Annotated in this window: 9 protein-coding genes; 8 read left to right on the forward strand and 1 reads right to left on the reverse strand. The window is 71.7% G+C overall.

Going from position 1 to position 16,524, the window contains the following annotated elements; all coding sequences use genetic code 11:
* Together ABZS42_RS19020 and ABZS42_RS19025 are read left to right on the forward strand one after the other, a co-directional pair.
* A partial coding sequence (locus ABZS42_RS19020; RefSeq protein ID WP_355146954.1) for a family 78 glycoside hydrolase catalytic domain occupies positions 1–3,408 on the forward strand: 3,408 nt, incomplete at its 5' end.
* Positions 3,409–3,460: 52 nt separating this feature from the next.
* The gene (locus ABZS42_RS19025) at positions 3,461–6,685 is read left to right on the forward strand and encodes a family 78 glycoside hydrolase catalytic domain (RefSeq protein ID WP_355146956.1); all 3,225 of its coding nucleotides are present in this window, start codon (positions 3,461–3,463) and stop codon (positions 6,683–6,685) included.
* 184 nt (positions 6,686–6,869) lie between these two features.
* On the opposite strand, the gene ABZS42_RS19030 is transcribed toward ABZS42_RS19025, so the two are convergent.
* A complete protein-coding gene (locus tag ABZS42_RS19030; RefSeq protein ID WP_355146958.1) occupies positions 6,870–7,901 on the reverse strand; it encodes a LacI family DNA-binding transcriptional regulator in 1,032 nt (343 codons plus the stop codon).
* 365 nt (positions 7,902–8,266) lie between these two features.
* Here ABZS42_RS19030 and ABZS42_RS19035 point away from each other — a divergent pair, with 365 nt between their 5' ends.
* The 6 genes from ABZS42_RS19035 to ABZS42_RS19060 all read left to right on the forward strand — a co-directional run bounded on the left by ABZS42_RS19035 (position 8,267) and on the right by ABZS42_RS19060 (position 16,523).
* Complete coding sequence (locus ABZS42_RS19035) at positions 8,267–9,790, forward strand: sugar ABC transporter ATP-binding protein (RefSeq protein WP_355146960.1); 1,524 nt, start codon at positions 8,267–8,269, stop codon at positions 9,788–9,790.
* 61 nt (positions 9,791–9,851) lie between these two features.
* On the forward strand, positions 9,852–10,913 hold the full coding sequence (locus ABZS42_RS19040; protein WP_355146962.1) for an ABC transporter permease: 1,062 nt from the start codon (positions 9,852–9,854) through the stop codon (positions 10,911–10,913).
* Positions 10,903–11,964 (forward strand): ABC transporter permease, encoded by a 1,062-nt coding sequence (locus tag ABZS42_RS19045; RefSeq protein ID WP_355146964.1) that lies wholly within the window; start codon positions 10,903–10,905, stop codon positions 11,962–11,964. Before ABZS42_RS19040 ends, ABZS42_RS19045 begins: the two co-directional genes overlap by 11 nt.
* A gap of 33 nt (positions 11,965–11,997) precedes the next feature.
* Complete coding sequence (gene rhaS / locus ABZS42_RS19050) at positions 11,998–13,083, forward strand: rhamnose ABC transporter substrate-binding protein (protein ID WP_355146966.1); 1,086 nt, start codon at positions 11,998–12,000, stop codon at positions 13,081–13,083.
* 163 nt (positions 13,084–13,246) lie between these two features.
* Positions 13,247–14,428, forward strand: coding sequence for an L-rhamnose isomerase (rhaI, locus tag ABZS42_RS19055; protein WP_355146968.1), 1,182 nt, complete (start codon positions 13,247–13,249; stop codon positions 14,426–14,428).
* Between the two features lie 37 nt (positions 14,429–14,465).
* Positions 14,466–16,523, forward strand: a complete 2,058-nt coding sequence (locus ABZS42_RS19060) for a bifunctional aldolase/short-chain dehydrogenase (protein WP_355146970.1) — start codon at positions 14,466–14,468, stop codon at positions 16,521–16,523.
* Position 16,524: the final 1 nt, after the last annotated feature.

The following is a 16,524-nucleotide window of genomic DNA, read 5'->3' on the forward strand; positions in this document are numbered from 1 at the left end:
GCCAGGTCCTTGGGGAGCCGGCGGTCCACTTCCTGGCGGTACGGCAAGAGTTCGTTACCAAGATCCTGGTACTTCTGCACGAGCTCCGCGGAACCGGACCACGCGGCTGAGCGGCTGGACCTCGCCGGAGCCTCGTGGATCTGGTCGCCGGAGGCCACCGCCGCCAACGCCCCGGCCGGTACCCGCTGGTTCCGTGGCCGGCTGGTGATCCCCGCCGGCACCGGGATCGTGGCCGCGCAGCTCGTCGTGACCGCCGACGACGACTTCACCGCGTACCTCGACGGGCAGCAGGTGCTGCACGCCCCGCAGCAGAGCGACGGCTGGAAGAGCGCCAAGGCCGCCGACGTCACCGAACTCGTCCGCGACGCCGGCGGGCCGCTCACCCTCGCCGTGGTCGCCACCAACCGCCCGGGCCCGTCGGTGAACCCCGCCGGCCTGATCGCCAAGCTGGTCGTGACCTCCACCGCCGGCGAGCGGTCGGTGCTGGTCAGCGACGAATCCTGGCGCAGCTGCGACGTCGAGCAGGCCGGTTGGCCGGAACCGGGGCACGACGACACCGGCTGGGCGCCGGTGGCCGTGCTCGTGCCGTACGGCCAGGGGCCGTGGGGCGGGCAGGTCGAGATTCCGCAGCCGAACGCCCTGGACCTGACCGCCGCGTCCTGGATCTGGGGGCCGGGCGCGACGACCGGCAACGCCCCCGCCGGTCCGCGCTGGTTCCGCGGCCGACTGGCCCTGCCTCAGGGGACCGGAGTCAGCTCCGCGCGGCTGATCATGAGCGCCGACGACGACTTCACCGCGTACCTCTCCGGCCGGCTCGTCCTCTCCGCGCCCCAGCAGACCGACGGCTGGCGTACCGCCCGGGTCGCGGACGTCACCGAGCTGACCCGCGCGGCCGTCGGCGGTGACCTGGTGCTGGCCGCGATCGCCACCAACCGTGGTGGCGCGTCGGTCAACCCCGGTGGTCTCATCGCGAAGCTCGTGGTCCGCACCACGGACGGCGGCGAACTGGTGCTCGTCACCGATGCGGCCTGGCGAACGACCGGCAGCGTCGAGCCGGGCTGGGAACAGGTGGACCACGACGACTCGGCCTGGTCGCCGGTGGTGGTCCTCGCGCCGTACGGCCAGGGGCCGTGGGGCAGCGGTGTCGAACCGCCGGTGCAGGAACGGCCCGCGCCGCTGCTGCGGAGCGCGTTCCAGCTCGACAAGCCGGTGACCCGGGCCCGGCTGTACGTGGCGGGCCTCGCCTACCAGGTGCTGCACCTCAACGGCGAGCGGGTCGGGACAGCCGTGCTGGACCCGGGGTTCACCGACTACGACGACACCGTCCTGTACGTGACGCACGACGTCACGCAGCTGCTGGTGCAAGGTCGCAACGCGCTCGCCGTGGAGCTCGGCCGGGGCTTCTACGGCATGACCACCCGCAACGTGTGGCGCTGGCACCAACCGCCCTGGCACGGCGAGCCGCGAGTGCTGGCCCGGCTCGTCGTCGAGCATCCCGGCGGGTCACGCACCGAGGTGGTCAGCGACGACAACTGGCGCGTCACCACCGGCCCGACGGTGTCGAACTCCCTCTACGCCGGGGAGATCTACGACGCCCGTCTGGAGCTGCCGGGCTGGTCGACGGCCCGGTTCGACGACTCCGGCTGGGACCGGGCGAGCGTGCTGGACACCCCGGCCGGCACGCTGCGGGCCCAGGAACACGAACCGATCCGGGTCGTCGAGTCCGTCGCCCCGACCTCGCTGAACTCCCCGCGCGCGGGTGTCTGGGTGGCGGACTTCGGCCGGACGACGGCCGGCTGGGTCCGGCTGCGGGTCACCGCGCCGGCCGGCACCGTCGTGCGCGTTCTGTACGGCGAGAAGCTGCGCGCCGACGGGACGGTGGAGGCGTCCAACGGCAACGTCCAGAGCGCCCGTTTCCAACTCGACGAGTACGTGGCCCGGGGCGGCGGCGTGGAGGTGTGGGAGCCACGCTTCTCGTACAAGGGATTCCGCTACGTACAGCTCGACGGGCTGCCGGGGGCGGCCCGCACCGACACCGTGACCATGCGGGTGGTGCACTCCGACGTCCGCGACGTCGGCGAGTTCCGGTGCAGCGAACCGCTGTTCGAGCAGTTCGAGCGGATGATGCGCCGTACGGTGCGCAGCAACCTGCACGGCATCCCCACCGACACCCCGATGTACGAGAAGAACGGCTGGACCGGGGACGCGCAGGTCGCCGCCGCCACGATGGCCGGTCAGCTCGACCTGTCGCGGTTCTTCACGAAGTGGCTCGGGGACCTGCGGGACGCCCAGGTCGCCTCCGGCCAGGTGCCGGTGATCGTGCCCAGCGGCGGCTGGGGATACCAGGAGCTGGCCCCGGCGCCCGAGTGGACCACCGTCTACCCCTACCTGCTGCGTGAGATGCACCGCTGGTACGGCGACGACCGGTTGCCGCAGGAGCACTGGCAGGCGGTGACCGACTATCTGGAGTGGGAGCTGGATCGCCTCAGTGACGGGCTGGCGGTGACGGCGCTCGGGGACTACCTGTCGCCGGGCACCGGCGGTAATCCGCCCGAGGACACCCGGCTGACCGCCACGGCTTACCTGCATCGGGCGCTGCTGGCCACCGCCGAGGTGGGTGAGCTGATCGGGCAGGACGCGCAGGCCGCCCGGTTCCGCGCGGCGGCCGCCGGACTGCGGGACCGGCTCAACGAGACCTTCCTGGACCGGGGGCGCGGGCTGTACCGCACCGACCGTGATCCCGGCTACCGGCAGACGTCCAACGCCGTTCCGTTGGCGTTCGGCCTGGTGCCCGACGAACTGGTGCGGGCGGTGGTGGACAACCTGGTGGCGGACATCCGCGACCGGGGCTGGCACCTGAACACCGGCTGCCTCGGCACCAGCGTCCTGTTGCCCGTGCTGACCGCGCACGGCCACGCCGACGTGGCCGCCCGGGTGGCGTTGCAGCGGACGTACCCGAGCTGGGGCTACTGGGTGGAGAACGACGCCGACACCATGTGGGAGATGTGGCCGACATCGACCCGCTCCCGCCAGCACTACTTCCACGGCACCGTTGTGCAGTGGCTCTACGAGCACGTCGCGGGCCTGCGGCCGGTCGCCGACGGATGGGCCCGGTTCGTCGTCCGGCCCGACGCGCGGGCCGAGTTGTCCTCGGCGTCGGTGGCGGTGAACACGGTACGCGGGCGGGCCTCGACCGCCTGGGGTCACCGTGACGGCCGGTTCGAGCTGACCGTGCAGGTGCCGGTGGGGGCCACGGCCGAGGTCCACGTGCCCGCGGCGCGGGCGGGCGACGTCGAGGCGTCGCCCGGTGGGTTGGTGGCGGCCCGGCGGATGGAAGCGGGCTACCTGGTGCACACGGTCGGCTCGGGGACCTGGCACTTCGTCAGCAGCTCCGCACCGACCGCCTGATGCGCGAAAGACGGAGCGTCGGCGCCCGCGCGTCGACGGGAGGGAGAGCATCGTGTCGAGAGTGAGACATCGGGCGCGCGGGCTCATGGGGGCGGGCGCCTGCCTGATCCTGATCGCGTCGCAGGCATCGGCCGCCACACCGGCCGCCGCCGGACCTGGCGGTGGCGCCCCTCACGTCCGGGTCGTCAACCTTCAGGTCGACGGCAGGTACGACGAACCGTTGGGTATCGACAATCCCGATCCGACGCTCGCCTGGCAGATCGTCGAGACGCCCCGGGCCGCGGCGCATCCGTGTCACCGGCCCCGAGCCCGCCAGGCGTGCCCGGGAGACAGGCAGACCGCCTACCAGGTCCAGGCGGCGGCCAGCGAGTCGGACCTCGATCGCGGGCGGCTGGTCTGGGACTCCGGCCGGGTCGAATCCGAGGTGCAGACGGGTGTCCGCTACACGGGTGCGCCCCTGGAGTCCCGTGATCGGGTCGTGTGGCGGGTACGCGTCTGGGACGCCGACAAGCGTCCCTCGGGCTGGAGCGAGGCGTCCTCCTGGGAGATGGGCCTGCTGCGGCAGAGTGACTGGGCGCCGGCCCGCTGGATCGAGTATCCGGGCCGCGCGGAGAACCAGCCGATGCCGATCTTCGCCCGCCAGTTCACCATCGACCGCCGGGCGCGGATCGAAGACGCCCGCCTGTACCTGTCCGGTGTCGGCCTGCAGAAGCCGAGTCTGAACGGCCGGACGCTCACCGACGAGGTGCTCGCCCCCGGCAACTCGAACTACCAGCTCTCCAGCGAGTACCGCACCTACGACGTCGCCAAGGAGCTGCGCACCGGCGGCAACACGCTCGGGGTGCAGCTCGGCAACGGCCCGGCGTACGTGCGCCGCAGCGTCACCAACCCGGCTGTCGGCCGTACCGCGCCGTACTCCTGGTGGCAGAGCCAGCTCAAGGGCAGCGGCGCCCTAGCCACCGACGCGGCGGCCGGGGCCACCACGGTGCAGGTCACGAACGTGGCGAACTACCACGTCGGCGGCAGCATCAACATCGACACCGGCGACGGCGGCGACCGCCTCGAATCCCGCACGATCACCGCGATCGGCACCGCCGGCCCCACCGGCACCGGCATCGCCTTCACCCCCGGCCTGGCCGGACCGCACGCCGCGGGCGCGTTGGTCACCGGGTCGGGCAACAACATCGCCGCGACTGACGCCAGCGCCGGGGCCGCGGTCACCCCGCGCCTCATCGCGCGCCTCGAGATCTCGTACGCTGGCGGGGCGACCGAGGTCATCGTCTCCGACCGCAGCTGGCGTACCGCCCTGGGGCCACTCGTCACCGACGCGTGGTACTCCGGCGCGGACCACGACGCCCGCCGCGAGCAACCCGGCTGGGACGGTCCGGGGGCGGACCTCTCGCCGACCGCGAAACGCCGCGACGGCACGAACACCGGCTGGATCGACGCCGGCATCGCCCCACCGCCCAACCTGGCCACCAAGCTCGTCGCCCGCGCGGCCGAGCCGGTCAAGGTCGTCGAGAGGTTCACCCCGCTGTCGGTACGCAATCCCGCGCCCGGCACCTGGGTCTTCGACTTCGGGCAGAACTTCGTCGGGTGGCCGGAGCTGCACCTGCGGGACGGGGTGCCGGCGGGCACCACCGTCCGCATGTCCCCGGCCGAGTCGCTCGCCGCCGACGGCACCGTCGACCAGGCGTCGCTGATGGGCGGCGGCGGCAGCCGGGGCCGGGACCTGTTCAACACGTACACGACGGCCGGTGTCCGGGGCGGCGAGACCTGGCACCCCGAGTTCAACTACTTCGGGATGCAGTGGGTGCAGGTGACCGGCCTGCCGGAGGGGTACGTGCCCACCAAGGACACGATCCGGGGCCTGCGGTTGCAGGCGGACACCCCGACAGCCGGGGAGGTGGTCACCTCCAACGCCCGGGTCAACCGCATCCACACGATGTCCCGGTACTCCTTCATGAGCAACATCATGTCGGTGTTCACCGACTGCCCCGGCCGGGAGAAGCTGTCGTATCCGGCGGACTACACCATGCCGATGGGCGCCATCCACCGCAACGAGCAGCTCGCGGCGTACCTGCGCACGACCATGCACCATCTGGTGGAGGGGCAGTCCGTCGCCGACACGCCCATGTCCGGCAACGTGGCCTTGAAGACTCCGGTGTACGACTGGGGCTACAGCGGCCGCTTCGGTGACGAGATCAACTGGGGCGACGCCATCATTCTCGTGCCGGCGATGCTGTACGAGTTGTACGGCGACACCCAGACCATGACCCGCTACTACGACCGGATGGTCGACTTCGCCGACTACATCCAGCGGGAGAAGGTCGGCACCGGCGCCGACGCGCACATCGTCGACGCGGCCCTCGCCGACTGGGTGTCGGCCGACCAGACCTCAGGCCGGATCACCGGCACCTGGGGCTACCACGTGATGATCACCAAGCTGGCCATGATGGCGGAGCTGACCGGCCACCGGGCGGACGCGGAGAGGTACCGCACGCTGGCCGACGACATCAGGACGGCGTTCAACGCGCACTTCTACAACACCCAGCTGCGCCGTTACACCACCGACGGCGACGGTGGTACCGCCGGTGCCACCCAGACGGCACAGGCACTCGCGTTGGACGCCGGGCTCGTCCCGGACGGGGAACGCGCGGCGGTCCTCGACGCCCTCGTCGACCTGGTCTACGCGTTCCACCCCGACGGGGACGGGCCGCACTTCAGTGGCGGCACCATCGGCATGGGCCCCACCGTCCGGGCTCTCGCCGCCGGTGGCCGCGACGACGTGCTGTGGGACCTGCTTCAGGAGGACGACCAGCCGAGCTACGGGTACTTCATGGCGTCCACCACCGCCAATCCGGGCGGCATGACCACCATCGGGGAGCGGTGGAACCGTGGCGACTCGAAGAACCACATGATCCTCGCCCAGATCGAGGAGTGGTTCCACAGTGGGCTCGCCGGGATCCGCGCGGCGGACGGCAGCGTCGCCTACCGGGAGCTGGTCATCGAGCCGAAGGTCGTCGGCGATCTGACCTTCGTGAAGGGTAGCTACCGGACGCCGGCCGGGCTCGTCCGCTCCGAGTGGTCCAGGACCGACGGTCGGTTCCGGCTCGCGGTCACCGTGCCCACCAACACCACCGCGGAGGTCCGGGTGCCGCTGCACGGCGGCCACGTGACCGCCGCGCCGGAGCGGGCCGACTTCGTGCGGGTCGAGGCCGACCATGCCGTCTACCGCGTCGGGGCGGGCTCGTACTCCTTCACGGTCGCGCGATAGCCCCTGCGGCCGGGCCCGGCGTCCATGCCGTGACGCCGGGCCCGGCCGCGGAGGCGATCCGCCTGCCGTACGCGGTGTCCGGCTTCGCGCCGGGGAGCATCGGGTCGGGCGCGTGTTGCCCGTCGCCGCACACCGGGTCGGCTACCACCGCGTCGGTGTCACCGCTGCCGGCGGCCGGGGTCGGTCAGCGTCGGGTGCGCCGGGGCTGATCGCTGGAGCGGCGGACGACGAGCTCGGGCTGGAAGACGACGTGCCGGTGCTGGTGTGCCTCGCCGTGCTCGGCCTCCTCGAGCAGCAGCTCGGCCGCGGTGCGCCCGAGCTGTTCGCGGGGCTGGCGTACGGAGGAGAGCGGCACCGCCGCCGCGGCGGCGAACTCGATGTCGTCGTAGCCGACGATGGCGATGTCGGCGGGCACCCGCAGACCACGCGCGGTGAGCTCCTGGAGCACACCGAGGGCGAGGAGGTCGTTGGCGCAGAAGAGGGCGGTGGGTCGTTGCCGCGCGGGCAGGGCCAGCAGATCCTCGGCGGCTCGCCGTCCGGCCGCGACGGTCAGGCTGGTGGTCGCGGCGACGCGGAGTTCGGCGCCCGCCCCCCGATCCTCCAGGGCGGCGGCGGCCCCGGCGTGCCGCTCCGCGACCTGGGCGATGGAGAGCGGCCCGCCGACGTAGGCGATGCGGCGGTGACCCTCGTCGAGCAGGTGGTCCATGGCGAGCCGGCCGCCGAGGACGTCGTCGACGGCCACCGAGCAGCGGCTGGCCCGCCCGGTGCCACGGTCGACGAGGACGACGGGGATGCCACGGTCGATGAGTTTCTCGAGGTGGGGTTGCGGCCCGTCGCCGACCGGGGTGATGAGCACGCCGCGTACGCGTTGCTCCTCCAGCAGTTCGAGGTGCCGGCGTTCGCGGGCGCCGTCCTCGCCGCTGTTGCAGACGATGAGCATGGCGCCGGTCGCCTCGACGACCCGCTCCGCCCCGCGGACCATGTCGGTGAAGAACGGGTTGGTCACGTCCAGCACGACGATGGCGACCGTACGGCTGTGGCCCGCGCGCAGCTGGCGGGCGGAGTCGTTGCGTACGTAACCGAGTTCGGCGATGGCGTCGAGCACTCGCTGGCGGGTGCCGGGTGAGACCATGTCGGGCCGGTTGAGCACGTTGCTCACCGTGCCGAGGGACACGCCGGCGTGGCGGGCCACCTCCTTGATGCTTGCCCCTGCCATCGTTCCGTCACCTCTCAGTGCGCATGGTGAGCGTCTGTTGGGTGGTCCCGCCTTGTTATCGGACGGTCCCGCTCACCCACCGCGGACACCGCAGCACGCCACCTGGTCCCCGGAGGGTGGAGCGGAGACGCCACGCGGTGGCCCCGGGCCCCGGGTCGACGTCGGGGAGTCTATAGCGGCTAAAACGTTTCATCCAGTTGCCCCGTCGTCGGCGGCCCACGTCGGGCCGGGCTGGCCCGACGAGAAGTGGGACGTCGGGGCGGGTTCCGGCAACGGCGGGGAAATCCCAGCGGGGTCTTGACGGTCACGAATGCCTGCCCCTACCGTCCATGCACGACCCGTGAAACGATTCAGGAGGGGGTCGGATGAGCCCGGAAGCACCGGGAGCGGGCAGCGCTCCGCTGCTGGTACTGGACGGCGTGACGAAGTCCTTCGGCGCCGTCGCCGCGCTGCGCGGCGTGCACCTCGCGCTGCACCCCGGCGAGGCGCACGCCCTGGTCGGGGAGAACGGGGCCGGAAAGTCCACTCTGGTGAAGACCCTCGCCGGAGCCCACGCCCCGGACACCGGCCGGATGACTCTCGACGGCAGCCCGCTCGAACTGCGCGGACCCGCGGATGCCCGGGCCGCCGGCATCGCCGTCATCTACCAGGAGCCGACCCTGTTTCCCGACCTGTCGGTCGCGGAGAACATCTTCATGGGCCGGCAGCCACTGCGCGGCCTGCGCCGCATCGACACGACCGCGATGAACCGCGACGCCGAGCGGCTCTTCGAGCGACTCGGCGTCCGCATCGATCCGACCCGTCCCGCGCGTGGGCTGTCCATCGCCGACCAGCAACTCGTCGAGATCGCCAAGGCGCTCTCCTTCGACGCCCGGGTCCTGGTGATGGACGAGCCGACCGCCGCGCTCTCCGGCGTCGAGGTGGAACGGCTCTTCGGGGTGGCCCGGTCACTGTGCGAGCGGGGCGCGGCCGTGCTGTTCATCTCGCACCGCTTCGACGAGGTCTTCGACCTCTGCCAGCGGATCACAGTGCTACGCGACGGGGCCTGGGTCTCCACCGACCCGACCGCCGAGCTCACCGTGGACGAGGTGGTGCGGCGCATGGTTGGCCGGGACGTCTCCTCGCTCTACCCGAAGCAGGACGCCCCGCTGCGGGAGACCCTGCTGGAGGTCAGCGGGCTGAGCCGTGCCGGCGTCTTCTCCGACGTGTCGTTCGACGTCCGCGGTGGTGAGATCGTCGCCCTGGCCGGGCTGGTGGGCGCCGGCCGTAGCGAGGTGGCCCGGGCCGTCTTCGGTGTGGACCACTACGACGCCGGTGAGGTACGCGTCGCCGGTAGGACCCTGCCACCGGGCAGCCCGCGCCGGGCCATCGCCGCCGGCCTGGCGCTGGTCCCCGAGGACCGCCGCCAACAGGGCCTCGTGATGGAACTGTCGGTCGAGCGCAACGCCACCCTGGCCCGCCGTCGCGCGCTGAGCCGGTTGGGGCTGCTGATCGGGGGAGCCGAGCGGGCCGAGGCCCAGCGGTGGACCCGACGGTTGCAGGTCAAGGCGTCCCGGCTCACCGCCCCGGTGGCGACCCTTTCCGGCGGTAACCAGCAGAAGGTCGTGCTCGCCAAGTGGCTCGCCACCGAGCCGCGGATCCTGATCATCGACGAGCCGACCCGTGGCATCGACGTCGGCACCAAGTCCGAGGTCCACCGACTGCTCTCCGAACTGGCGAACGAGGGGCTGGCCATCCTGATGATCAGCAGCGAACTGCCCGAGGTGCTCGGCATGGCGGACCGGGTGCTCGTCATGCACGAGGGACGGGTGGTCCGCGAACTGTCCCGGGCCGAGGCGGACGAGACCTCGGTCATGCTCGCCGCCACCGGTCAAGGAGCGACCGCATGAGCGGGCGCCGGCGAGCGAAGTGCGATGTCGTGGTCGGACCCGGGCGGAGCGAGGTGCCGGCATGAGTCTCACGGACACCGGAACGCCGGACCGCCGCACCGAGAACCCGCGCTCCGGCGCCGGCCGGCAACGCCGGGGGATCACCGAACGGCTGCTCGCCGTACGCGAGTTGAGCCTGCTGCTCGCGCTCGGCGCGCTGATCCTGGTCACCACCTTGCGCAACGACCGATTCCTGAGCGGGCAGAGTGTCAAGGACCTGCTGCTCGGCTGCGCGATCCTGGTCATCCTCGCGGTCGGGCAGACCCTGGTCATCGTCACCCGCAACGTGGACCTGTCCGTCGGCTCGATCCTCGGCCTGGTCGCCTTCTCGACCGGGTCCCTCTTCCTCGCCGCGCCCGGCACGCCCTGGCCGGTGGCGGTGCTGCTCGGTGTCGTGCTGGGCGCCGTGTGTGGCGCGGTGAACGGCGGGCTCATCGCGGTCGCGAAGGTCCCCGCGCTCGTCATCACGCTCGGCACCCTCTACGCCTTCCGGGGCGTCGACTACTACTGGGCGTCCGGCCGCCAGATCAACGCCGCCGACATGCCCCGGTCGTTCCTGCGACTGGGCAACCAGACGATGCTCGGCGTACCCCTGCTCTTCCTCGCCGCGGTGATCGTCGTCGCCGTCGTCGGCTACTACCTGCGCTCCTACCGAAGCGGGCGGGAGCTCTACGCCATCGGCTCGGAGCCGGCGGCCGCCCGGCTCTCCGGGATCCCCGTCGGGCGGCGCGTCTTCGCCGTGTTCGTCGCCAACGGGGCGCTCGCCGGCCTCGCCGGTGTGCTCCACGCGGCGCGGTTCGGCACCCTCGACGCGGCCGCCGGTACGGGCCTGGAACTACAGGTCGTCGCGGCGGCCGTGGTCGGCGGGGTGGCCATCTTCGGCGGCAGCGGCAGCGCGTACGGCGCCGCGCTCGGCGCTGTCCTGCTCACCACGATCGGCAGCTCGCTGGCCGTTCTGCGCATCGACCCGTTCTGGCAGCAGGCAGTCGTCGGCGCGCTCATCCTCGCCGCCATCGGCCTGGACCGGCTCCTGGCCCTGCGGATGGCGGCCCGGCTCCAAGGGAGAAGCGCCCATGGCGCATGACAGCCTGTACGCCGCACCGTCGTCCGGCGCCGAGACCGAGCGGGAGACGGGCCGCCTGGCCGGGTTGCGTGGCGTGCTCGGTTCCTGGGACGCGGCCGTCGTGGTGGCCCTGGTGGTGGCCGCGCTGCTGGCGAGCGTGTCGGTGCAGAACTTCGCCACCGGCCGCAACGTCCAGTTCCTGCTGCTCGACCTGGTGCCGCTGGCCATGCTCGCGCTGCCCATGACGCTGATCGTCATCACCGGCGAGATCGACCTGTCGGTGGCGAGCACGGTGGGTCTGTGCAGCACGGTGATGGGGCAGCTGTGGCTGTCCAGCGGGCTGTCGCTGGAGCTGATCTGCGTGCTGGTGGTGATCCTCGGCGCCGTGCTCGGCGCGGTCAACGGCGTGTTCGTCACCGGCTTCGGCCTGCCCTCGTTGGCGGTGACCATCGGCACCCTCGCCCTGTACCGGGGACTGTCGTTCGTGGTGCTCGGCGACCAGGCGGTGGCCGATTTCCCGGCGAGCTGGACCGCGGCGGCGGTACGGGACATCCCCGGCACCTCGATCCCCGTCGCGGTGCTGCCGGTGTTGCTGCTGGCGCTGGTGTTCGGTGTCGTGCTCCACGCGACCTCGGCCGGGCGGGCGCTCTACGCGATGGGTAACAACGACCAGGCCGCCACCTTCGCCGGCGTTTCGGTGGCGCGGACGAAGTTCTGGCTCTTCGTCGCCTCCGGCGCGGTCTGCGGGCTGGTCGGGATCTTCTGGACGCTGCGCTATGCCAGCGCCCGGGGCGACAACGCCACCGGTCTCGAACTCACCGTGGTGACCGCCGTGCTGCTCGGCGGTGTGTCGATCTTCGGCGGCCGGGGTGGTCTGCTCGGCGTGGTCGCCGGAGTCCTGCTCCTCGGTGTCCTCCGCAACGCGCTTCAACTCGCCGACGTCGACGCCAACGCGTTGACGATCGTCACGGGGGCGCTGCTCGTCGCCTCCGTCGTGCTTCCCAACGCCGTCGCGGACGTCCGCGCGCGGCTGCACCGTCGACGGCAGCGCGCGAACCCCGTCGCGCCCTGATTCCCCCACCACCAACCCCCGGAAGGGATAACGATGTCCGCGCACCGCAGAGGTTTCCGATTCGGGGCCACCGGCCTCGCCCTCGCCGCCCTGCTGCTCAGCGCCACGGCCTGCGGCGGCACCACCCGGGAGAACTCCGGCAACGACACCGGTGCCGGCAACCAGGCCAGCGGCGCGGCGAAACCCGACGCGTCGATCAAGGAGGGCCTCAAGATCGCCTTCCTGCCGAAGCAGGTGAACAACCCCTACTTCACCGTCTCCGACAACGGCGGCAAGACGGCGGTCACCGAGATCAAGGGCGAGTTCAAGGAGGTCGGCCCCTCCGAGGCGAGCGCGTCCTCCCAGGTCAGCTACATCAACACCCTGTCGCAGCAGGGCATGGACGTGATCGTGACCTCGGCGAACGACCCCAACGCGATCTGCGGCGCCCTCAACCAGGCGAAGGCGGCGGGCGCCAAGATCGTGACCTTCGACTCGGACACCAAGCCGGAGTGCCGGCAGATCTTCGTCAACCAGGTGACCGCCGAGGGCATCGCCGAGAACCAGGTCAAGCTCATCTCGGAGCAGATCGGTGGCGCGGGTGAGATCGCGATCCTCTCCGCCACCGCCAACGCGACCAACCAGAACGCCTGGATCGAGCTGATGAAGCAGCAGCTGGCGAAGCCCGAGTACAGCAAGATCAAGCTGGTCACCGTCGCGTACGGCAACGACGACGACCAGAAGTCGTTCCAGGAGACCCAGGGCCTGCTGCAGTCCTACCCCGACCTCAAGGGCATCATCTCGCCGACCACGGTCGGCGTCGCGGCCGCCGCCCGCTACCTGAGCGGCTCCCAGTACAAGGGCAAGGTCAAGCTGACCGGCCTGGGCACCCCGAACCAGATGCGCCAGTACGTCAAGGACGGCACCGTCGACGCGTTCTCGCTGTGGAACCCGGCGGACCTCGGCTACCTCGCGGCGTACGCCGGCGCCGCGCTGGCGTCGGGGCAGATCACCGGTGCCGAGGGCGAGAAGTTCACGGCCGGCAAGCTCGGCGAGTACACCGTCGGCAAGGACGGCGTGGTCGTCCTCGGCCCGCCCACCGTCTTCGACAAGAACAACATCGACCAGTTCGACTTCTGACCGCCGCGGCTGGTGCCGGTGCCCCGGCACCACGCCGCCGGCGGGCGGAGATGTCGTCGTTCCTCCTCGACCTCGACCACGACACCCCCGAGCGCGCCGTGCGGCCGCTGGACGAGGTCTTCAAACTTGCGGCTCAGCTCGCCGCGCAGACGGGAGAAACTCCATGACCCACCCCGACGCGCCGACCCGTGCGCGGGTCACGCAGGCCCTGCGCGCCCAGCGCATCGAGACCGCCTCCTGGGCGTACGCCAACTCCGGCACCCGCTTCAAGGTGTTCGCGCAGGAGGGCGTGCCGCGTGACCCGTACGAGAAGATCGCCGACGCGGCGATGGTGCACCGGCTCACCGGGGTGGCCCCCACGGTGGCGCTGCACATCCCGTGGGACCGGGTCGACGACTACACCGAGCTGGCCCGCTACGCGGCGGACCAGGGTGTCGCGTTGGGTGCGATCAACGCCAACGTGTTCCAGGACAACGACTACCGGCTGGGCAGCGTCACCAACCCGGACCCGGGGGTGCGGCGCAAGGCGATCGACCACCTGCTCGAGTGCGTCGACATCATGGATCGCACCGGCTCGCGTGACCTGAAGCTGTGGTTCTCCGATGGCACCAACTATCCCGGTCAGGACGACATCCGGGCCCGGCAGGACCGGCTCGCCGCCGCGCTGCGCGAGGCGTACGACCGGCTCGGCGCCGACCAGCGGCTGCTGCTGGAGTACAAGCTCTTCGAGCCGGCCTTCTACACCACCGACGTGCCCGACTGGGGCACCGCGTACGCGCACTGCCTGGAGCTCGGGCCCAAGGCGCAGGTGGTCATCGACACCGGCCACCACGCGCCCGGCACCAACATCGAGTTCATCGTGGCGTTCCTGCTGCGCGCCGGGAAGCTCGGCGGCTTCGACTTCAACTCCCGCTTCTACGCCGACGACGACCTGATGGTCGGCGCCGCGGACCCGTTCCAGCTGTTCCGGATCATGCACGAGATCGTCCGCGGTGACGCGCTGCGGCCGGAGGGCGGGATCGCGTTCATGCTCGACCAGTGCCACAACATCGAGCCGAAGATCCCGGCGATCATCCGGTCGGTGATGAACGTGCAGGAGGCCACCGCCAAGGCGTCGCTCGTCGACGCCGACGCGCTGGCGGCCGCCCAGCGAGCCGGTGACGTGCTCGGGGCGAACGCGGTGCTGATGGACGCGTACCACACCGACGTCCGTCCCCTGCTGGCCGAGCTGCGGACCGACCTGGGCCTGGACCCCGACCCGATCGCCGCGTACGCCCGCTCCGGCTACTTCGAGCGCATCCGTACCGAGCGGGCCGGCGGGCAGCAGGCCGGCTGGGGCGCCTGACCACCACCGAACGAACGCGAACAGGGACGTGAGGACGATGTATTCCGAGGTAGAGGCGCTGATCGCGCGGAGCAACCGGCTCGGCGCCGATCCGACCACCACGAACTACGCCGGGGGCAACACCTCGGCCAAGGGCCAGGTCATCGACCCGGTCACCGGGGGGCCCGTCGACCTGCTGTGGGTCAAGGGCTCCGGCGGTGACCTCGGGACGCTCACCGAGGCCGGTCTGGCCGTGCTGCGCCTGGACCGGCTGCGCGCCCTCGTCGACGTCTACCCGGGCGATGCCGGCGGGGGCCCGGTCGATCCCGCGCGGGAGGATGAGATGGTCTCGCTACTGGATTACTGCCGGCACGGCCGGGGCGGTGCCGCGCCGTCGATCGACACGGCGATGCACGGGCTGGTCGACGCGGCGCACGTGGACCACCTGCACCCGGACGCCGGCATCGCCCTCGCCGCCGCCGCGGACGGCCCCGAACTGACCAAGGAGATCTTCGGCGACCGGGTGCTCTGGGTGCCGTGGCGCCGGCCTGGTTTCCAGCTCGGGCTGGACATCGCCGCGGTGGCGCGGGCCAACCCGCAGGCGATCGGGGTGATCCTTGGCGGGCACGGCATCACCGCCTGGGGAGCGACCGGCGAGGAGTGCGAGCGGCACTCGCTGGAGATCATCCGGACTGCCCAGGCGTACCTCGACGAACACGGCCGGGCGGAACCGTTCGGCCCGGTCATCGACGGGTACGCGCCGCTGCCGCCGGACGAGCGCCGGGCCCGCGCGGTCGCCCTCGCACCGGTTCTGCGTGGCCTCGCCTCCACCGACCGGCCACAGGTAGGCCACTTCACCGACAGCGACGTGGTGCTCGACTTCGTCGCCCGGGAACGGCATCCCGCGCTCGCGGCGCTCGGCACGTCCTGCCCGGACCACTTCCTGCGTACCAAGGTGCGACCGATGGTGCTCGACCTGCCGCCCACCGCGCCACTGCCCGAGACGATCGACCGGCTCCGGGAACTGCACGCCGCCTACCGCGACGACTACCGGGCCTACTACGAGCGGCACGCCACCGGCGACAGCCCGCCGATGCGCGGCGCCGATCCGGCCATCGTCCTCGTGCCGGGCGTCGGCATGTTCAGCTTCGGCGCCAACAAGCAGACCGCCCGGGTGGCGGGGGAGTTCTACGTCAACGCCGTCAACGTGATGCGCGGTGCGGAGTCCGTGTCGCGGTACGCCCCGATCGACGAGGCCGAGAAGTTCCGCATCGAGTACTGGGCGCTGGAGGAGGCGAAGCTCAAGCGGCTGCCCAAGCCGAAGCCTCTCGCCACCCGCGTCGCCTTCGTCACCGGTGGCGGCTCCGGTATCGGCCGGGCCACCGCCCACCGTCTCGCGGCCGAGGGCGCCTGCGTGGTGGTCGTCGACCGCGATGCCGAGACGGCGACCACCGTGGCCGCCGAGATCGGCGGCGCCGACGTGGCGCTCGCCGTCACGGCCGACGTCACCGACGGGACGGCCGTCGCCCGCGCCCTGCGCGCGGCGGTGCTCGCGTTCGGCGGGGTGGACCTGGTCGTCAACAACGCCGGGCTCTCGATCTCGAAGCCGCTGCTCGAGACGACCGAGGCGGACTGGGACCTGCAGCACGACGTGATGGCCAAGGGCTCGTTCCTGGTCTCCCGGGAGGCCGCGCGGATCATGACGGCCCAGGGGATGGGCGGGGACATCGTCTACATCTCCAGCAAGAACTCGCTGTTCGCCGGCCCGAACAATGTGGCGTACGGCGCGGCGAAAGCCGACCAGGCGCACCAGGTACGCCTGCTCGCGGCCGAACTCGGCGGGCACGGCATCCGGGTCAACGGCGTCAACCCCGACGGCGTGGTACGCGGCTCCGGCATCTTCGCCGGGGGGTGGGGCGCCCAACGCGCCGCCGTCTACGGCGTGCCGGAGGAGAGGCTCGGCGAGTACTACGCGCAGCGCACCCTGCTCAAGCGGGAGGTGTTGCCGGAGCACGTCGCCAACGCCGTCTTCGTGCTCACCTGCGGGGAGCTGTCACACACGACCGGACTGCACGTCCCGGTCGACGCCGGTGTCGCCGCGGCCTTTCTCCGCTGAC

It is taken from the genome of Micromonospora sp. NPDC005367 (assembly GCF_040606825.1).
Taxonomy (GTDB): domain Bacteria; phylum Actinomycetota; class Actinomycetes; order Mycobacteriales; family Micromonosporaceae; genus Micromonospora.

Bases quoted from the DNA above. Each gene is read 5' to 3' on its own strand.
- ABZS42_RS19030 (WP_355146958.1), bottom strand. From the start codon at position 7,901: ATGGCAGGGGCAAGCATCAAGGAGGTGGCCCGCCACGCCGGCGTGTCC.
- ABZS42_RS19035 (WP_355146960.1), top strand. From the start codon at position 8,267: ATGAGCCCGGAAGCACCGGGAGCGGGCAGCGCTCCGCTGCTGGTACTG.
- ABZS42_RS19040 (WP_355146962.1), top strand. From the start codon at position 9,852: ATGAGTCTCACGGACACCGGAACGCCGGACCGCCGCACCGAGAACCCG.
- ABZS42_RS19045 (WP_355146964.1), top strand. From the start codon at position 10,903: ATGGCGCATGACAGCCTGTACGCCGCACCGTCGTCCGGCGCCGAGACC.
- rhaS (WP_355146966.1), top strand. From the start codon at position 11,998: ATGTCCGCGCACCGCAGAGGTTTCCGATTCGGGGCCACCGGCCTCGCC.
- rhaI (WP_355146968.1), top strand. From the start codon at position 13,247: ATGACCCACCCCGACGCGCCGACCCGTGCGCGGGTCACGCAGGCCCTG.
- ABZS42_RS19060 (WP_355146970.1), top strand. From the start codon at position 14,466: ATGTATTCCGAGGTAGAGGCGCTGATCGCGCGGAGCAACCGGCTCGGC.